Source organism: Parabacteroides sp. AF39-10AC, assembly GCF_003635405.1.
Lineage (GTDB): Bacteria > Bacteroidota > Bacteroidia > Bacteroidales > Tannerellaceae > Parabacteroides > Parabacteroides distasonis.
Genome location: NZ_QTLP01000009.1, coordinates 97,923 through 116,215 on the forward strand (window position 1 = coordinate 97,923; position 18,293 = coordinate 116,215).

Consider the following 18,293-nt stretch of genomic DNA (forward strand, 5'->3'; position numbering starts at 1 on the left):
TATTTTGTTATATCCCCTAATTACGTGGCATTTATTTAGAAAAAGTTTATTTATGATAGTCAGAGGGAAGCCTTCCGAACTCATCCTTAAAATACTTCCGGAATAACTTCACATCATTGAAACCGCACTCCAGCGCGACCTCGTTGACCCGCATCTGGCTCTTCTCCAATAACTGCGCCGCACGCTTCAAGCGCACCGTACGGATCAACTCCACCGGAGTCTTACCCGTGATGGAAAGGCATTTCTTGTAGAAGTTCACACGACTCATGCCCATCTCCCGGCTCAACCGTTCTACAGACAACTCCGGATTGGCGATCTGCTCCTCGATATAGCCGATGGCCTTACGCATCAACTCCTCATCCATGGAGCTAGCTTGTACCTCCGTCAAGGCGATGCCCATGGTAGAGGACTGCATAAAGGCCTTTTGCATCTTCTTCTTCATCTCGATCAAATGCCGCACCTTCAAGAGAAGCATCTCCATATTGAATGGCTTGCTGATATAATCATCCGCACCGGCTTCCAGACCGACCAGTTGGCTATCTTTAGCGGACTTTGCCGTCAGTAGGATCACCGGAATGTGGGAAGTCCGGATGTCTCCCTTGATCCGGCGGCATAAAGTGATACCGTCGGTGATAGGCATCATCACGTCGCTGATCACCATATCCGGCAGCTCCTCCGGAATGAGCTTCCACGCATCTTCTCCATCCGCCGCCGTGAGTACCGAATAAACGCCACTCAAGCTTAACTTCATAAATTCCCGGAAATCCGTGTTATCGTCTACGACCAGCAACGTAGGTCTTTCCGCCGGAGACGCATCCTTATCAGCGATCTCCGCATGCTCCTCAACCGGAGGCAAGATATCCCCTTCGGCAATTCCTTCCGGAGCCGAGATAATATCTTGGTTGTCCAAGGGGATCACCGGCAGCGTAACCGTAAACGTACTACCCGCTCCCGGCTCGCTTTTCACGGTTATCGTCCCATGATGCATCCGCACGAATTCCCGGCATAGGTGCAGGCCGATACCCGTACCTACCACGGGATTTCCCTTATCCGGGGAAGCCACCTGATAAAAGCGATCGAAGATAGCTCCTTGTTTATCCGCAGGAATACCGATACCGCTATCCGACACCTCGATAACCAGTTTGTTCTCTCCCTCCTTCTCCAACCGCAAGCTAAGCGTCACCGAGATAGTACCTCCCTCCGGCGTAAACTTAAAAGCGTTACTCAGTAGATTAGAGACGATCTTGAAGACCTTATCCGTGTCAAACTTCATCGGGAGAGACGTGAAGACCGAGGAGAAAGAGAAATGAATCCGCTTTTGCTCCGAAAGCTCCTTGAAGGAATAAGCCACGTCACGCACGAACGGGACAATATCGCCGGTAGACAAGACCAAGCTATCCCCTTGCATATCGATCTTGCGGAAATCCAATAACTGGTTCACCAATTTAAGCAACCGGTCGGCGTTCCGGTAGATCAACTTCAATATTTGCTGGGATTCCATGTCTTTCTCCGTTTTCATCAACTTCTCCAAAGGAGTCATGATCAATGTTAGCGGCGTACGGAACTCATGGCTTACGTTCGTAAAGAAACGAAGCTTCATCTCGTCCACCTCATGCTGCTGACGCACAGTAGCCCGTTCTTGCTCCTCCTCCAACTTCTTTTGCTGGATACGGAAAATAAAACGTATCACGCCATACGCCAATAATATACCAGCTATGATATACAACGCTATTGCCCATCCGGTAGCCCAGAACGGAGGCAAGATCGTGATCTGCAAGCTCGTGATCTCCTTGCTCCAAATCCGGTCGTTATTCATCGCCTTTACCTTGAAAGTGTAAGTTCCCGGGTTCAAGTTCGTATAGGTAATACGACGTTCCAAGGCGCTTACGGTAGTCCATTCCGAGTCGAAGCCCTCCATCTTAAAAGCATATTTATTCTTCAAAGGAAGGAAATAGCAACAAGAAGAGATGGTAAAGGAGAAATTACGTTCCGTATAATTCAGTTTCAATTGCTTGGTACAGGTGATATCTTTATCCAAAATCACATGCCCGTCATACGCCTCTCTCGCCGTTATCGGGACATTATTCACCATAAGTCCGGTTATCACCGCCGGTGGAGCATAGCTATTATAACGTATCCGGGCAGGATCAACGAAGGTAAGACCGTTTGTCCCGCCAAACGCCAACTCACCCGTTTCCAGTCCGCAAGCGCTATTCACGTTAAACACACGTCCTTGAACGCCCTCATTCTCATCATAGCTATTCCAATCGAACGTATAATTATTATCCGTATCCCGATTCGGAACGATATTCAATAAGCCGTTCTTCGTTCCCACCCAAACCGTATGATATTTATCCTCCAAGATAGACATGATGCTGTTATCCGGTAATCCGGAAGAATGGTTCAACCGATACATCTTATCATTCAACCTATCATATATATGTAGCCCATGATTACTCCCGATCCATACCCATTGGCGGCTATCACAAAATACGACATTGATGATTTGATCCTCAAACACGGAACGTCCATCCTTCGTGCCGTTAAAAGAAGTAACAGCCCCCGTCTCCGGGTTGATCCAGTTCACTCCTAAAGAAGTTCCAACGACAATATTCCCCTTCTCATCCCCGGAAAGGCTATATACGATATCCGAGTTAATCGCATTCTCCTTATCCCCCATGCGATAATACGTCCATTTCCCGGTAGATTGATCCAAGCAATCCAGGCCGCCTTCCAACGTACCGATCCACAAACGATTCTTGGCATCGACATACAAACTATACACGCTATTATTGGATAAGCCGTCCTTACTGCCCGGGATATCCCGATAATGCTTGAAACGTTTCCCGTCAAAACCGGTCAACCCCTCCATATAAGTACCCAGCCATAACTTGCCATCCAAATCTTTCGCCATACTAATCACGACATCGCCGGAGATAGCGTTCTCGCTTTCCCGCCCCGCCCGGTAGCGGACATACTCCCCGGTTTCCCGATCGTAACGTAATAGGCCGTTTCCGCTAGTACCGATCCACAGATCCCCTTCTTTATCTTCTACGATACAATTAAAGTCATTGTTAAAGATATCCCGCATCAACTCCAAAGGGTACCGGATAGTCTGGAATTTAAAAATGCTCTCATGATAATAGTTGATGCCGTTTTTATAAGTGCCGGCCCACATAATCCCCGTATCATCCCGATACAAGCAGATCACGCTATTCTGGCTCAAACTCGTTTGGTTAAACGGGTTATTTCGTATATAACGCATCCGGTCCAGACGTTTATCCAAGATATTGATACCGCCATGATCGGTAGCGATCCAGATATTACCGTTCATATCCTCCGCCACGTCACGCACCATTATAGAGGATAAAGCGACCGGGGTTTCGGTCGTATAATGTTTCCACTCCTTGCTTTTGGGATTTAGGCGAAAGAGACCTCTACTATATCCGGGATTTAAGAAAAACCACAGATCCCCGTCACTATCGGCGAACACATAGAATAACTGGGCATTCGCATATTGAGTCAGATACTCATCCCGATAGACAGGTTCTCCGGATGCCTTATCGATCCCCTCTACCACTCCCGAGGTATGGACTACATATAGACGATCGCCCACGTCACTCATATCACAAACCCGGCCATCCTCTTTATTTAGCGGATACGAATAAATTTTTCCCCTCGCTTGATCATAACGGCAAAATTCATTCGTATAGGTAGCGAAATAGAGTTGTTTATCATTGTCGACAAATATCTTAGCGGGAGGATTCTCTAGACGTAAGCTATCTAATATTTCCTTCTCCGGAATAAAACGGTCATTACCGGGCTCATATACGCAAAGTTGGTTCGTATTATAGGTAATCCAAATACGCCCATCGGCGGTTTCTTGAAGCTCGGAGACATGCTCCTCCCTAAAAGGCAACCCGCTTTCCTTGTATTTATAATGCTTAAACTCATACCCATCAAAACGGTTCACCCCAGAAGTGGTACCCAACCACATAAACCCCTTCCGGTCTTTCAGGATACAAGTGATCTCATTGGAAGACAGACCGTCCTGTACTCCCAGACGATTGAAAAGAATATCTTCCGCCGCAAGTCCGGACCCCAATATTCCCCAAGACAGGATCATTATGATACAGAGTAGAGTTTTCGTTTTCATACTTAGCAAATATAGATATTTCCCGAGAACGAACCAAACCAACCGGTATCTAATTCTGCTGCAATGCGGGTTGCAGTAAACATACACGTAAAGTATCCATATATAAGAACATGATTATTAAAAATTATCCCGTACATTTGTCTTTCGATTGGAATTGAAACGAATAAGGCGCAATGATTGTTGTAAGAGATTTTGACAGACTGAAAGGAAAGGAACTGGTGGCTACGATCGGATTTTTCGATGGTGTGCATCTAGGACACCGTTTCTTAATCGACGAGATGAAAGAGATTGCCAAAGCACGTAACCTGCCATCGGCCGTAATCACCTTCCCGGAACATCCCCGGGCTGTATTGCATGCGGATTACCAACCGAAGCTATTAAATTCTTTCGAGGAAAAGTTACAGCAATTAGAGACTACCGGAGTAGATTATTGCATCGTATTGGATTTTACGATCGAGCTATCCCGGCTCTCGGCCAAGGAATTCATTACCTCTATTTTAGCGAAGAGCCTGCATGTAAAGACCTTATTGATCGGATATGACCATCGTTTCGGGCACGATCGGACGGATGGCTTCGAGCAATATGTCGTTTATGGCACCGAATGTGGTATCGAGGTGCTAAAGGCATCTCCCTATGACGAAGGGAATACGGCCGTCAGCTCTTCCGAGATCCGGAAATTACTTCAAGCCGGAAATGTAGCGGAAGCCGCTTATTTACTGACCTATCCCTATCAATTGCTGGGCCATATCGTCAGCGGCTATAAAGTGGGACGCACGCTAGGATTTCCCACGGCGAATATACGGGTAGATGAGCCTTTTAAAGTCATTCCGGGTATTGGCGTATATGCCGTATGGGTGGAGGTGGAAGGCGAACGATATAAGGGAATGCTTTATATCGGTGACCGTCCGACACTCAATAATGGGAAGGACATATCCATGGAGGTCAACATTCTGGATTTCTCCGGAGATATCTACAATGATAGTATTCGTGTCTCATTCGTTCAATACGTACGCGGAGACATCAAATTCGATTCCTTAGAAGAATTGAAAGCCCAACTGGAGAAAGACAGATGCACCGTAAATAATTTATTATAATATGGAAAGATATTACGAAGCGATTGATTTATTAAAAGGCATGATCTCCCGTCCGTCTTTCAGCCGGGACGAGACCGCCGTAGCGGATTTCCTGCAAGCAGAATGGCAAAAGGCCGGACAAAAGGTGTTCCGCAAAGGCAACAACCTGTGGATCATCGCCCCGGATTTCGATTTCGGTAAACCGACCCTTTTACTCAACTCCCATATAGACACCGTCAAGCCCGCTTCCGGTTGGACCAAAGACCCGTTCACTCCCGAAGAGACCGAGGATGATCAATTATATGGACTGGGCAGTAACGATGCCGGGGCGAGCGTAGTCTCCCTCTATGAAGCCTTCTGCATCTTAAGCGAGAAAGAGCAACCTTATAATCTAATCTTCCTCGCGTCTTGTGAGGAAGAGGTATCCGGGAAGAATGGCATTGAAAGCGCATTGGCCGAGCTTCCTCCTATCTCCTTCGCTGTCGTAGGTGAACCCACGGGTATGCAACCCGCCGTAGCCGAGAAAGGGTTAATGGTACTGGATTGCACCGCTATCGGAAAGGCCGGACATGCCGCACGTAATGAGGGCATCAATGCCATCACTTTAGCGATGAAGGATATAGAATGGTTCAGCACCTATCAATTCCCGGAGAAAAGCGACTTCCTCGGACCGGTGAAAATGACTGTCACCATCATCCATGCCGGTACGCAACACAATGTCGTTCCCGATAAATGCGAATTCACGGTAGATATCCGCACCAACGAATTTTATACGAACGAACAGTTATTCGAGCTAATCAAGGAAAAGGTTCATTGTGAGATCAAGGCCCGCAGCTTCCGCCTTAGCTCCACCCGCACGGATCTGGATCATCCTTTTGTGCGACGGGCGATCTTGATGGGAAAAGAGCCTTTCGGCTCTCCTACGCTTAGCGACCAAGCCTTGATGCGTTTCCCCTCCGTAAAGATAGGGCCGGGAAACTCGGCACGTTCCCATTCCGCGGACGAATACATCAAGGGACCGGAGATCCGGGAAGCGATCGATACCTATGTAAGGTTACTGAATGGATTACAACTATAGCTTATGTTAAAAAAGATACTGGGGACAATAGGCTCGCGTTATCTGATAGCCTTCCTTAACCTAGCGCTGATCTTCATCAACGCAAAGGTACTGGGAATCGAGGGCGTGGGGATGATCGGGTTGATCGTGGCCTCGGTAAATATAGCGGTAATCGTCAACGGGATTTTATGCGGGAATACGATTGTCTATTTCATGAACCGTTACTCCATGCGGACAATTTTCCTTCCCGCATATCTGTGGACACCTATCGGCTCTTCCCTAGCTTGCGGCTTCATGTATCTTACCGGGCTTTTACCCACCGGCTATCGGCTGGATATCTTCTTGTTGGCGATCTTGAGCTCTACGGTAAACGCCAATGCCCGCTTCTTGTTGGGTAAAGACAATATCAAAGGGTTTAATCTCACGTTTATATTGCAAGGAGGACTGCTATTTTTCGTCTTACTCTATTTCTATTATATATTGAAGCGCCCGGACGTACGGTCGTATGTCTGGGGATTATATGTCACGAACGGCATAGCCTTTATTGCCAGCCTATCGATGCTTGTTCCTTATTTCTTAAAGGAGACATCCCGGTCTTCCGGCAAATCACTCTACGGTCTATTAAAAGAAATGTTTGCCTACGGCCTGTGGGCCGGTGCGGACGGGTTGGCGGAAACCTGTACTACCCGACTCAATTATTTCTTGATACAACGTTTCGCCGGGTTGGGAAGCGTAGGCTTGCTAGATGCTGGGACCAAGATCTCCGAGAGTGTATGGAATATTAGTCGCAGCGTAAGTTTCATCGAATACAGTAGCGTGGCCAAGACCTCAGAGGCAACGGAACAAAAACGTATTACCTTACAGCTTTTCAAATTGACCTTTTGCGCTTTAGCCCTCGTGATGGGATGTATCCTATTGGTACCGGAATGGATATATACGGATTATCTTTTCAGCGCCGAGTTCAAAGGCATACGTAAAGTGATAGGCGGATTATCGATCGGAATCGTAGCGTTAGGCTGCAACAGCATCATCAGCCATTATTTCATCGGCAGCGGAAAGATCCGGTACAGTACGGCAAGCTCGTGCGTAGGGCTTATTGCCTTATTAATCTCCGGCTTTTTACTCATCCCGTCTTACGGGGTCGTAGGTTCCGCTATCACGACCAGTATCGCCTTTACCTCTATGCTGGTTTTCTCATTGACGGTCTTCTCCCGGCAAACACTTACACGCTGGAATGAGTTCCTTCCGAACAAAAAAGACTTCCAAGCTTGCAGAATTCATATACAAAAATCCTTGTAATTCTATCACGAATTTTATCGATAACGCCATCAAGTTCACGGAAAAGGGGACAATTACGCTTGAAATGATTTCGTGCAAGATACAGGTCTCGGGTTATCAAAACATGGACTGTACCTTATAAACAAACTCCATCCAAACCCAATAACGGATCGCTTTTCCTAAGAACATGGAGATCGCCACGACCCATATATTAGCCCGCAAGAAACCTAGAGCGACAGCGATAAAATCACCGATACCGGGAAGAAAAACAAAGAAGCCCATCCAAGAGCCTTTTCCCTTGATCCAATCCTGCACCTTCTGTAGTTTTACCGGATCGAGTTTGAGGTATTTCTCGATCCACTCTACCTTTCCCAGCATCCCCAGCCAATAGCAGCTCATTCCACCTAAGAAATTACCAAGCGTAGCAGCGATCATGCAAGGCCAATATGCCGAACCCGCCAATAATACACCCGTCAATACGACCTCGCTGCTAAACGGTAAGATCGTGGCCGCTAAGAAAGAGGCGATAAACACCCCGATATACCCGTAGGCTATAAGAAATTCCATATACGTATCATTAATAATGCGATAAACATAACTACCGAGAAATGGAACAGCCAAAAGATATATTTCCCCCGGTTCACCGTAAAAAAATGGGCGATCAAGATAGACGCCGGTACACAGGCCATTTCCAGAAATTCCTCGGACGACTGCTCATAGATAAAGAACAATCCAAACGACCAAATGGCCATGACAATCAGAAAAGAAAGAAACTGACGAGTACGCAAATTATCCTCATACTCATGTGTAACGATGTTTAATGAGGCAATGATCGTTAATCCCGCCACTAAAACAATCTGTATCCAATCTATAATTCCCGTCCCTAGTACCGCAAGGAAACGGATCTTGAATAAGGAGGTGAAAGGTATGGTAAATGCCGTGAAATCCCATTCCCAGACACACCATCCGAAAACAAACCAATAAACCGTCAAGATTCCGAACAAGGAAGCGACAAATGTCCGGATATTCAATGTCCTGAAATTATACATCCCCAACCAAAACAGCGGCAAGAACCAAAGGATGTGTATCCACAACAGACTTCCGATACTGATAATCAAGGATGCGTTATAAGCCTTATCCGTAGCGTCCGGGTCATGATAAGAGGTAAATAACTGATAAAGGGCCAATATCAAACAAAACACCCCGACAGATGTTGATTTCAAGGGAAAGAAATCCGGGTTTGTACTTGTCAACAAGGCATAGAAGAGAAAGGGAAGCAATGTCTTCTCACGAATCAACATCAACGCATAGTTTACCCGATGCACCAGAAACGCACCACCGGCCATCAGCAAAAAACCGATCAAATAGGTAAACAACTTACCCGGAAGAACCAGACAAAGGGCATTCCATAAAGGAGGAGCCGTCACCTCTCCATACACGGGATAGCCTACCGAATCCACATACCCCACGATCCAACAAAAAATACAAGCGCAAAGCATGTACAAATGGGTCATAGGTGTCGCTATAGTATATCTACGTCCGTAATATGAAGTTGTTCCTCTTGCCATATACCTTATTCTTTCATATTCACATCCTAAAGGAATGAAATAAGTGGCAAAGGTATGAAAATATAACAAGTAAACTGCATCGGCCAACAAAGTTTACTAACCTTGTCATTTCAATTAACTGATTTGGCCGATGCAGCTAACAGACTTGGTCAATGCAGCCAACTGCAAATTAGCTATGTCTTTTTACCATATCACTTAAATATTATATTTACATTTGAAAAATATTCTCACAGAGCGTTGCATTGTTCAAAAAGAAACGTATATTTGTGTTGTCTGGCTAAAGAGCGGTCAGAAAAATAAAAAGAAAGCGTTTTTTGCTTTATCCTTGGTTCGAAGTCTGGAAAATTTCAAGCAAGGAGGATGAAGACAATGTAGCGCTCATTCTGTTAGTGCATGTACACGGCAAGCATTCGCTATGCCAATACATAACTTTACAGCGTGGGAATATTGTTTACTTATTCATCCTTGCAAGGTATTTCCAGACACCCGAATCAGATGAATAGAAAACAAGTCTCACGCTTACTTTGTTTTAAACCTAAAAATTTATATTACCCATAGGAGACAGAGGGAACTTTATTCAGGAAAGGACTTATGGGTACACAACGTCGGTGTTATGAGATCCAAGCCAACGTATCCCACTTGTAATTCAGGATCAAGAGGTACTCCCTCTAACAATTCATGTAAACAATTGCTCAAAGCCCTCACGGCTACTTTGTTAACGTTAAGAATAAGCCCTTAAACGTATGTTAAATTGATTATTTATGAGCAAGATTTAATATAGAGAAAACCATATAAAAGCGCTTAGATTCAAAATCTTTCTTACTATGCAACTCTAATGTAATCTACTTGTCACATGAATAGTCGTACTTTGTAATAGCTAAAAATTAAAACGATTTATGAAAAATTGCAAACATGTAGTCCCTATTCTGGGAGCCTTTTGCTTGATGGCATCTTTATCCTTTATGCCAAAGGAAGCTTGGGCAGAGTCTTCATTAGCACCTATCAGCCAGCAACAAGGCAGTTATCAGTTAACCGGTACCATCCTCGATGGAATGGGTGAACCTGTAATTGGAGCCAATGTATTGGTAAAAGGAACAACGAATGGAGTAGTAACAGACTTAAATGGAAAGTTCAGTTTACAAGTAAAGCCAAACGACATTCTACAAATCAGTTATATCGGTTATAATTCACAAGAAGTGGCAGTCAAAGGCCAACATACACTTAATATTACCCTGAAAGAAGATGTGGAATCTTTAGATGAGGTAGTGGTAGTTGGTTATGGGACAATGAAGAAGAAAGACCTAACCGGCTCTGTGAGTAGCGTGAAGGCAGATGAGCTGACAGCCTTTACCGTAGCCAACCCAGTACAGGCTTTACAAGGAAGAGTTCCCGGCGTAGTACTCTCCCAAAATACAGGTGATCCTTCCGGAGACTATTCTATTAGGATACGTGGAGTAAACTCTATCAAAGGTGACAACTCACCCCTATACATTATCGATGGTATTCCTGCCAGCACAGCCTCTATCAATACCTATGATATTGAATCTATGGAAATTTTGAAAGACGCATCCGCTACTGCCATCTATGGTTCACGTGGTGCTAATGGTGTCGTGATGATCACGACCAAGAAAGGGAAAAGTGGAAAAGCGAAAGTCTCATACGATTTTGAATATGGATTCCAAAAGCAAATCAAGAAACTGGATTTGATGGATGCCCAAGAGTGGGCCCGTTTTTATAACGAATACCTTGTAAACGCAGAGATACTGGAAACCGCTCCCTTTAGTGAAGCTGACATAACCGCCATGGGGAAAGGTATGGACTGGCAAAAAGAGTTCTTTCAAAATGCTCCCATTATGAATCATAACATCAATGTATCTGGAGGTACCGATGACCTAAAATATTTTGTCAGTGGCTCTGCCATGACTAAAGATGGTTTGATCCCGAACAGTTATTATAACAAGTACAATTTGCGTAGTAGTTTGGATATGACTATGAGCAAGATGATAACCGCTTCCGTCAGTATGGGCTACAGTATGATTAACCAGATGAACCAGTCTGATGGAGGTGGTAATGGCGGTTCATCTATGATTGGTGCTGCTTACTCCGCCTCACCAAACTTTTATCCTTATGATGAGAATGGAGATTATAAAGATCTACGCTCTTGGTACAGCTGGTCTAGCCATGAGATCAAGAACCCTTTATGTATGGCTTATGAGTCCACTTATAAAACCGTGACAAATCTGACCAACATCAACGCCGCCTTGAACTTCAATCCGATTAAAGGCTTAAGCATACGGACCAGTTTCGGATTGGAAGGATCTGATGCCCGCTACGATGGTTACACCACCAAAAAGTATATTTACAAAAATAATACTGCCGATGTCAACCACAAGCGTAGTACGAACATCATTAACGAAGATATCGTGACCTACGATTTTTCGTTAAACAACATCCACAGTTTTAACGTAATGGGCGGCTTTACTTACCAACAAAATGTTTACAAATCGATCGCAGCCTCAGGCAACACTTTCTTGAGTGACGTTCAAGAAACGAACAACCTGTCATCAGCAGGAACAGCCAACACACCAAGTACAAACTACAGCAAATGGGTCTTGATGTCTTATCTTGGGCGTATCAACTATAGTTTATTAGGACGTTACCTCGTAACAGCCAGTTTCCGTGCTGATGGATCAAGCCGCTATTCGGAAGGATCAAGATGGGGATATTTCCCTTCTGGTGCTGTGGCATGGCGTGTGTCTGAAGAGCCTTTCATGAAAGAATTTGAAAGTATTTCAAACATGAAGTTGCGTGTTGGCTATGGAAAGACAGGCTCAACAGCTATTGATCCCTACATGACACAAAATCTACTAACCACAGGTAAGACTGCTACTGGAAGCGAGAACGTACCTTACTACTCACCCAGCAGTACCTATCCAGAAGATCTGAAATGGGAGACGACCTCGCAATGGGATGCCGGCGTGGATTTGGGATTCTTTAAACAACGTCTACGTATTACCGCAGACTACTATTATAAGAAAACCACGGATCTACTGAATACAGTATCACTTCCTTCATCATCCGGTTACAAGTCCACCGTACGTAACATCGGTAGTATAAGCAATCAAGGCGTCGAATTATTGATCGAGGGTGATGTGGTACAAAACAAGGACTTTGGCTTAACCTTACAGTTCAATATAGCTCATAATAAGAATCGCGTCGAAGAATTAGCTGATGGTAAAGATATCCTTGGCACAACTTATAGCAACTATGGATCTGGTTCCATCACAATTATCCGTGAAGGTGAGCCATTAGGAGCTTTCTATGTCTACAAAGACACTGGTTTAGACGAGAACGGTTCTTTATCTTATGAGGATATGAACGGAGATGGCCAGTACACCGATACGGAAGACCGTTACATCGCAGGTTCTCCTTTCCCTGATTTTACATATGGTTTGAACTGTGGTATCCGCTATAAGAACTGGGACTTCAACTTCTTTTTACAAGGCAGTCAAGGTAACGACGTGTTTAACTTGAGTGAGATGCGAAACTACAGCTATGGCCAAGGCATGAATATTGAGCGTAAAGTATACTACGAGAGTTGGCGAGAAGGTCAAGACAACAGTCATGCTGCCTATCCCAAGATCAATGCCGTTGGTTCACTGAAATACTCTGACCGCTTTATCGAGAATGGTTCCTATCTGCGTCTAAAAAACATCAGTTTAGCTTACAATCTGCCATGTGACAAGTGGGCTACCAAAAATTGGCTAAACGGTATTCGTATCTTCGTTAGCGCACAGAACTGGTTGACATTAACGAAGTATAAAGGTGTAGATCCTGAAGTTAGCTCAAAAGGCAGCGACGTGAATGCAGGTATAGACCATTTGACTTATCCAAACAGTAAAACCCTTTCCATGGGTGTGAGTGTTAAATTTTAAAATAAGCGAAAACAATGAGACATCTAATAATAATAAGCGCAATGGCCGGAGTTACTCTACTAACAGCTTGTGACAACGCCTTAAATGAGACCGATTATACTTATTCGATCTCAAGCGAGACATTTTATAATACTGTAGAAGAAGCAAATGCTGCGGTATTAGCACCGTTAGACGCAATGCGGTCAGCCTATAATTCAAACTTCTTCGCCACATTAGAGATCAATACAGAATATTGTTATCCAAAAGGAGTTTATCAAACATACAAACAATACAATGGCTTTGTGAACGCAACACATATGAACCGGAGTGATTCAAACTGGCAGAGCCTCTATAAGGCTATTATGTTCTGTAACACCGCTATCGAGCGGATACCTAACGCTACAAAGATGACCGAAGAGGAAAAGGTGGCCTATCTGGGAGAGTTACGCTTTTTACGAGGCTTCAACTACTTTAATCTCGTGAAATACTGGGGTGGTGTACCTTTGAAAACAGATAAAAATATCACAGAGTGGAATATTCCCAAGAGTAGCAAAGAAGAAGTATACAACTTCATAATCGAAGATTTAAAATATGCTTTAGATAATTGTCCTGACAAAAAACGTTATTTGGCTACTCCAGATAAAAATACCGTACGGGTCTGCCTAGCAGATGTATATATGCATACAGGAGATTATATCGAGGCAAAAAAGCTAAGTGGAGAAGTGGTGAACAGTGGTACATACCAATTAGTACAAGTTGCGGAACCACGTGACTTTGACAAGGTATTTGGCGCAGACTTGACCACCTCTACAGAGGAGATATTCTACATCAAGACTTCACGTATTGATGGTAAGACATGGGACTACCTATCCTATACCTCACATCCAAAGTATGAGTTCGTTCCCGGTAAAACCATGTTAAATGGTAACGGCTATTACACGCACTATACAGACCTGCGTAACCATATCATCAAGAGCTGGGACATGAATGACCTACGTTACGGTATGAACATAGGTTTTTATGTATTCGGCAAAGACGCTTACGGTGAATATACTTGTCTACTCACAAAATATACGGATCCGAACGCACAAGGTAATGGCGCAAATGTATCTATTCCTTTGATCCGCTATACAGATGCTATGCTGATCTACAGTGAGGCTTGTGCCCGTGTTGCCAATGCCCCAACTACGGAATCCATTGAAATGTTAAACCAATTGCGCCGACGTGCCTATGGCAAAGATCCTAAAGTACCTAATGCTGAACTGGACTATAAGTTGAGTGATTACGCCAGTATGACCGCTTATATGGATTTACTATTAAAAGAAGAGACTTATGAACACTTCAATGAGGCAAAGCACTGGGACTTCATAGTCCGTCAAGGTCGTGCTCAAGAACTGGTAGGTAAGTACTTTAATGTGGAGACCGGTGAATATACACAGATTCAAGAACGTCATTATTTATGGAAAATACCAGACAGCGAATTCAATTATAACAAAGCAATGGATCAAGTTAAAGATCAGAATCCGGGTTATACCAGCTCCAATTAAAAAAGAAAAAGATAAATTTGTAACAAACCAGTCCCGGGTTACTTACGCCCGGGACAAAACAAATCAGATATATTATGAACAGAAACAAATTTTTAAAGACATTATCCGCAGTCTGCATCTCCACTCTCTTAATCTCTTGCGGACAAAAAAAAGAACAGAAACCATTACGTCTACTCTACTGGAATATACAAAACGGTATGTGGTGTGGACAAGATGATAATTACGAGAAATTCACGACTTGGGTAAAACAACAAGATCCTGATATTTGCGTATGGTGTGAGGCTCAAAGCATCTATAAAAATGGTACCGCGGATCCTTTGGATTCCCAAGAACGTTTTCTGGTAGATAATTGGGGAGTATTAGCCAAACGGTACGGACACCCTTACTGGTACATAGGCGGACATCGGGATAATTACCCGCAGGTCATCACCTCTAAGTATCCGATCGAAAATATAAAAAAAATAATAGGTGAGGAGCCAAACCAAGTAGTAACCCACGGTGCCGGTTGGGCAAAGATCATTGTAGACGAAAAGGTTTTAAATATAGTAACACTACACACATGGCCACAACAATGGGCTTTTCGCACTGAAGACCAAGAAGCAAGTAAAGCTGAAAACGGTGGTGATAAATACCGTCGCATGGAAATAGAGTATATTTGTAAGCACACCATTGGTACTAGCACGAATGCTACCAACGAATATTGGATGATGATGGGTGACTTCAACAGCCGCAATCGCACAGACAACGCCATCTATCGATATCCGGAAGATAGTCCTAAGTTTTTGACGCAAGACTATATCGCTCAAGAAACACCTTATGTAGATGTCATCGCTAAGAAGTATCCAAATGAATTTAAGACAACAACCGGTAAAGAAGCCCGCATTGATTACGTATATTGTACACAGCCTTTGTTTGACATAATCCAGTATGCAGACGTAATTACAGATGAGTACACGAAGCCTGTACGTGACCCGAAAGAGCTATCTAATTTCTGGTGGCCATCCGATCATCGTCCGATTATTATTGATTTTGATCTGAGTAAATTAAAATAATACTATCAATAATCTTACCCAAGCTTACAAACTTTAATGTAAACTTGGGTAAGTATAAGCTACTTATTTAACGATCTGATACGAACCCGCACGATACTCGTGAGCTTGGCTTTCGCCCGGAAGTGTCACGAGAGCGACCGCTCCTTCGGGAATGGCGAAATCCCAAATCCACTGGTCTCCCTCATACTTCCAAGAGCTCTTGATAATTCCTGCCGCCGAATTGTACTCCGCGTTTACGAACTCCAGACGCTTATCGGGAATCGGCTTCATGATAATGCGCTTGAATCCTGGCTCCGACGTATCCGCAGAGATACCAGCCATGGTCTCCCACATCCATTCACATACACATCCATAGGCATAGTGATTAAAGCTGTTCATGCCTTGCGGTCCCATGCCTTTATCAAGCATATAGCTATTCCAACGCTCCCAAATCGTTGTCGCCCCATTATCTACCGAATACAGCCAACTCGGATTCTTGCGCTGGAAAAGAAGCTCGTAAGCGATATCACTCATTCCATTCTCCGTAAGCGTAGGCATCAGGATGGAAGTACCCAAGAAACCTGTCTGAAGGCAATTGCCATGCTCGGCGAAGTTGTCACGCAGTCGTTTCATCATGTTCTCCTTGGCTACCCCTTCGACCAGCTTGTTCTTCAAGGCGAATAGGGCAGGCGTCTGCATGGTATTGAATATCGCCGTCTTAAATTCTCCGTCGGCATTCAGGAATTTATCCAATATATACTGTTTCGCTTGAGCAGCCATCGCTTCGTATTTCGCGGCATCCCGTCCTGTCGCACGAGCCATATCGCTCATCATTCCGGCATCTATAAGCCAGTAATTCGCACTTAGATAATTCCAATAATCATAGGCTTCCGGAAGCGTTCCGGATCCATCCTTCGCTGTATGTCTGCCGCTGCAACTCTCAAGCGGCTCGTAACTGAGCCAGTCGGCCCACTGGTAATTGCCATTCTCCGCGCTGAGGGCATGATGGTCATACTTGGTCTCGTTGATATGATTGAGATATTTCTCCATCGCCGCCCAGTTCTCATCGATAATCTGAGTGTCACCAAATTGCTTCCAGACAACCCAAGGCACGATAACTCCCGCGTCCGACCAGCCCAAGCGGTTCATATCAGTAGGAGACGCACCGTATTGAGCCAATGGAGCGACACCGGGATACGCACCGGTTGGTGATTGTGTGTCACGCATATCACGCATCCATTTATGGAAGAAATCAGCGGTATTGGCAAAGAAAGTACCAGTCTCAGCAAATACCTGCGTGTCGGCGGTCCATCCCAGCCGTTCGTTGCGCTGCGGACAGTCGGTAGGAACCGAGAGGTAGTTGGAACGTTGTCCCCATAGGGTATTTGAAATCAACTGATTGACTAGTTTGTTGCCGGTCGTTATTGATCCGGTCTCCATCTGTTGGGTAATCGAGGAGACAGGAATCGACTGGATCGACCGGATACGTACCTCCTGATCGGCCGTGATCGATACGAAGCGATAACCATAGAACGTGCGAAGAGGGCGATAGGTCGTATAGTCCTTATGATCCGCAAAGGTATAGTCGAGTAACATCCCGGTATCCGGAGTGCGTAGATTCAAGCGATGGCAACTACCTTCAGGCCCATCCATTCCTCGGCTCTTCGCACCATTTCCATCGTTCAATATCTCAGAAGGACGACAATTTAGTTGGGTACCCTCCTTTGCCATGAACTCGAAAGCAGGAACTGCCGCACAATTCTGGCCAAAGTCCACGACAAGTGTCTCGCCCGGATGAACTACCATTTCCTCGCCAGCCGCATATTCTTTCGTTACAACAACCTTTCCATAAGCATCTTCACTCTCTCCGGTGACCCCTTTCCATAGATAGGCCTTTTGAGGAGAAAGCGCCAAATCTTCACGAAAATAGACCTCACCTCCATTTGAAGGAAGTATCTCTCCCTCAAATTCCGTATTCTTTTCCGGTGTCGAAAGCTTATCGAGCGTATCGTATCCCGGTAACTCACGGGCATCATATTCCTCACCATCAAAGATAGCGGCATGTTTGACCGGTCCGGCGATCCCGGCTTTCCAATCGCTCGTATTGGAACCTAAGTACGCCTTGCTACCATCCGCATAGGTAAGCTCAAGCACTCCACGGAAAGCGACCTTGGTACCCACCATTCCTTGCTGGCCGCTGTATGTGATGATCTTATCGGCCCACCATCCCGGTGTCACCTGCACAGCGAAAACATTCTCCGCTCCCGCTTGTTTCGACAGGGCATTGCTTACCTCATACGTAAACGAACGCTTCGTCTTGTAGGGATGCGTAAAACCCGGTTTGAGAATCTCTTCTCCGATCAACTTCCCATTCACGTATAACTCGTACACACCCAAGCCCGTGGTCATCCAGCGTGCCGAGTTTATCTCTTTTTCATTCTTTACGACACTCACGAACCAAGCGGCACCATCGGCCGCACGTTCATTCGATCCGTTGATCTCACCCGTTATGACAGGAGCATTTGCCACGGATATCCATTCGGAATGGTTCCAAGCGGCATCATCCAATGCGGAGACACGCTTCCCCGATTCGTTCGTCTGATCAGTCGAACATGCATAGAGAGCCGTACAAACAACCCCTAAAAGCAATAGTTTTCGTTTTTTCATAC

At 44.9% G+C, this 18,293-nt stretch carries 10 protein-coding genes; 6 read left to right on the forward strand and 4 right to left on the reverse strand.

Features of this window, described 5'->3' with window-relative positions; all coding sequences use genetic code 11:
* Window positions 1-46: 46 nt before the first annotated feature.
* A complete protein-coding gene (locus DW033_RS10235) occupies window positions 47-4,126 on the reverse strand; it encodes a two-component regulator propeller domain-containing protein (protein ID WP_048926987.1) in 4,080 nt (1,359 codons plus the stop codon).
* A 203-nt stretch (window positions 4,127-4,329) separates the two neighbouring features.
* Here DW033_RS10235 and ribF point away from each other — a divergent pair, with 203 nt between their 5' ends.
* The 3 genes from ribF to DW033_RS10250 are packed head-to-tail and all read left to right on the forward strand — an operon-like array spanning window position 4,330 to window position 7,585.
* Window positions 4,330-5,250, forward strand: a complete 921-nt coding sequence (ribF, locus tag DW033_RS10240) for a riboflavin biosynthesis protein RibF (protein WP_005860214.1) — start codon at window positions 4,330-4,332, stop codon at window positions 5,248-5,250.
* 1 nt (window position 5,251) lies between these two features.
* Window positions 5,252-6,307 (forward strand): M20 family metallo-hydrolase, encoded by a 1,056-nt coding sequence (locus DW033_RS10245; RefSeq protein ID WP_005860216.1) that lies wholly within the window; start codon window positions 5,252-5,254, stop codon window positions 6,305-6,307.
* A 3-nt stretch (window positions 6,308-6,310) separates the two neighbouring features.
* On the forward strand, window positions 6,311-7,585 hold the full coding sequence (locus DW033_RS10250) for a lipopolysaccharide biosynthesis protein (RefSeq protein ID WP_005863577.1): 1,275 nt from the start codon (window positions 6,311-6,313) through the stop codon (window positions 7,583-7,585).
* Window positions 7,586-7,681: 96 nt separating this feature from the next.
* On the opposite strand, the gene DW033_RS10255 is transcribed toward DW033_RS10250, so the two are convergent.
* A complete protein-coding gene (locus DW033_RS10255; protein WP_005863579.1) occupies window positions 7,682-8,131 on the reverse strand; it encodes a YqaA family protein in 450 nt (149 codons plus the stop codon).
* On the reverse strand, window positions 8,116-9,132 hold the full coding sequence (locus tag DW033_RS10260; protein WP_005860222.1) for a hypothetical protein: 1,017 nt from the start codon (window positions 9,130-9,132) through the stop codon (window positions 8,116-8,118). The genes DW033_RS10255 and DW033_RS10260 overlap by 16 nt, the downstream gene beginning before the upstream one ends.
* Window positions 9,133-10,028: 896 nt before the next feature.
* On the opposite strand from DW033_RS10260, the gene DW033_RS10265 reads away from it, so the two are divergent.
* The 3 genes from DW033_RS10265 to DW033_RS10275 all read left to right on the forward strand — a co-directional run bounded on the left by DW033_RS10265 (window position 10,029) and on the right by DW033_RS10275 (window position 15,645).
* Window positions 10,029-13,067, forward strand: a complete 3,039-nt coding sequence (locus DW033_RS10265) for a TonB-dependent receptor (protein ID WP_005863583.1) — start codon at window positions 10,029-10,031, stop codon at window positions 13,065-13,067.
* 14 nt (window positions 13,068-13,081) lie between these two features.
* The gene (locus tag DW033_RS10270) at window positions 13,082-14,593 is read left to right on the forward strand and encodes a RagB/SusD family nutrient uptake outer membrane protein (RefSeq protein ID WP_233554185.1); all 1,512 of its coding nucleotides are present in this window, start codon (window positions 13,082-13,084) and stop codon (window positions 14,591-14,593) included.
* A gap of 74 nt (window positions 14,594-14,667) precedes the next feature.
* On the forward strand, window positions 14,668-15,645 hold the full coding sequence (locus DW033_RS10275; RefSeq protein ID WP_005863587.1) for an endonuclease/exonuclease/phosphatase family protein: 978 nt from the start codon (window positions 14,668-14,670) through the stop codon (window positions 15,643-15,645).
* A 63-nt stretch (window positions 15,646-15,708) separates the two neighbouring features.
* On the opposite strand, the gene DW033_RS10280 is transcribed toward DW033_RS10275, so the two are convergent.
* Window positions 15,709-18,291 (reverse strand): family 78 glycoside hydrolase catalytic domain, encoded by a 2,583-nt coding sequence (locus tag DW033_RS10280; RefSeq protein WP_233554187.1) that lies wholly within the window; start codon window positions 18,289-18,291, stop codon window positions 15,709-15,711.
* Window positions 18,292-18,293 lie beyond the last annotated feature (2 nt).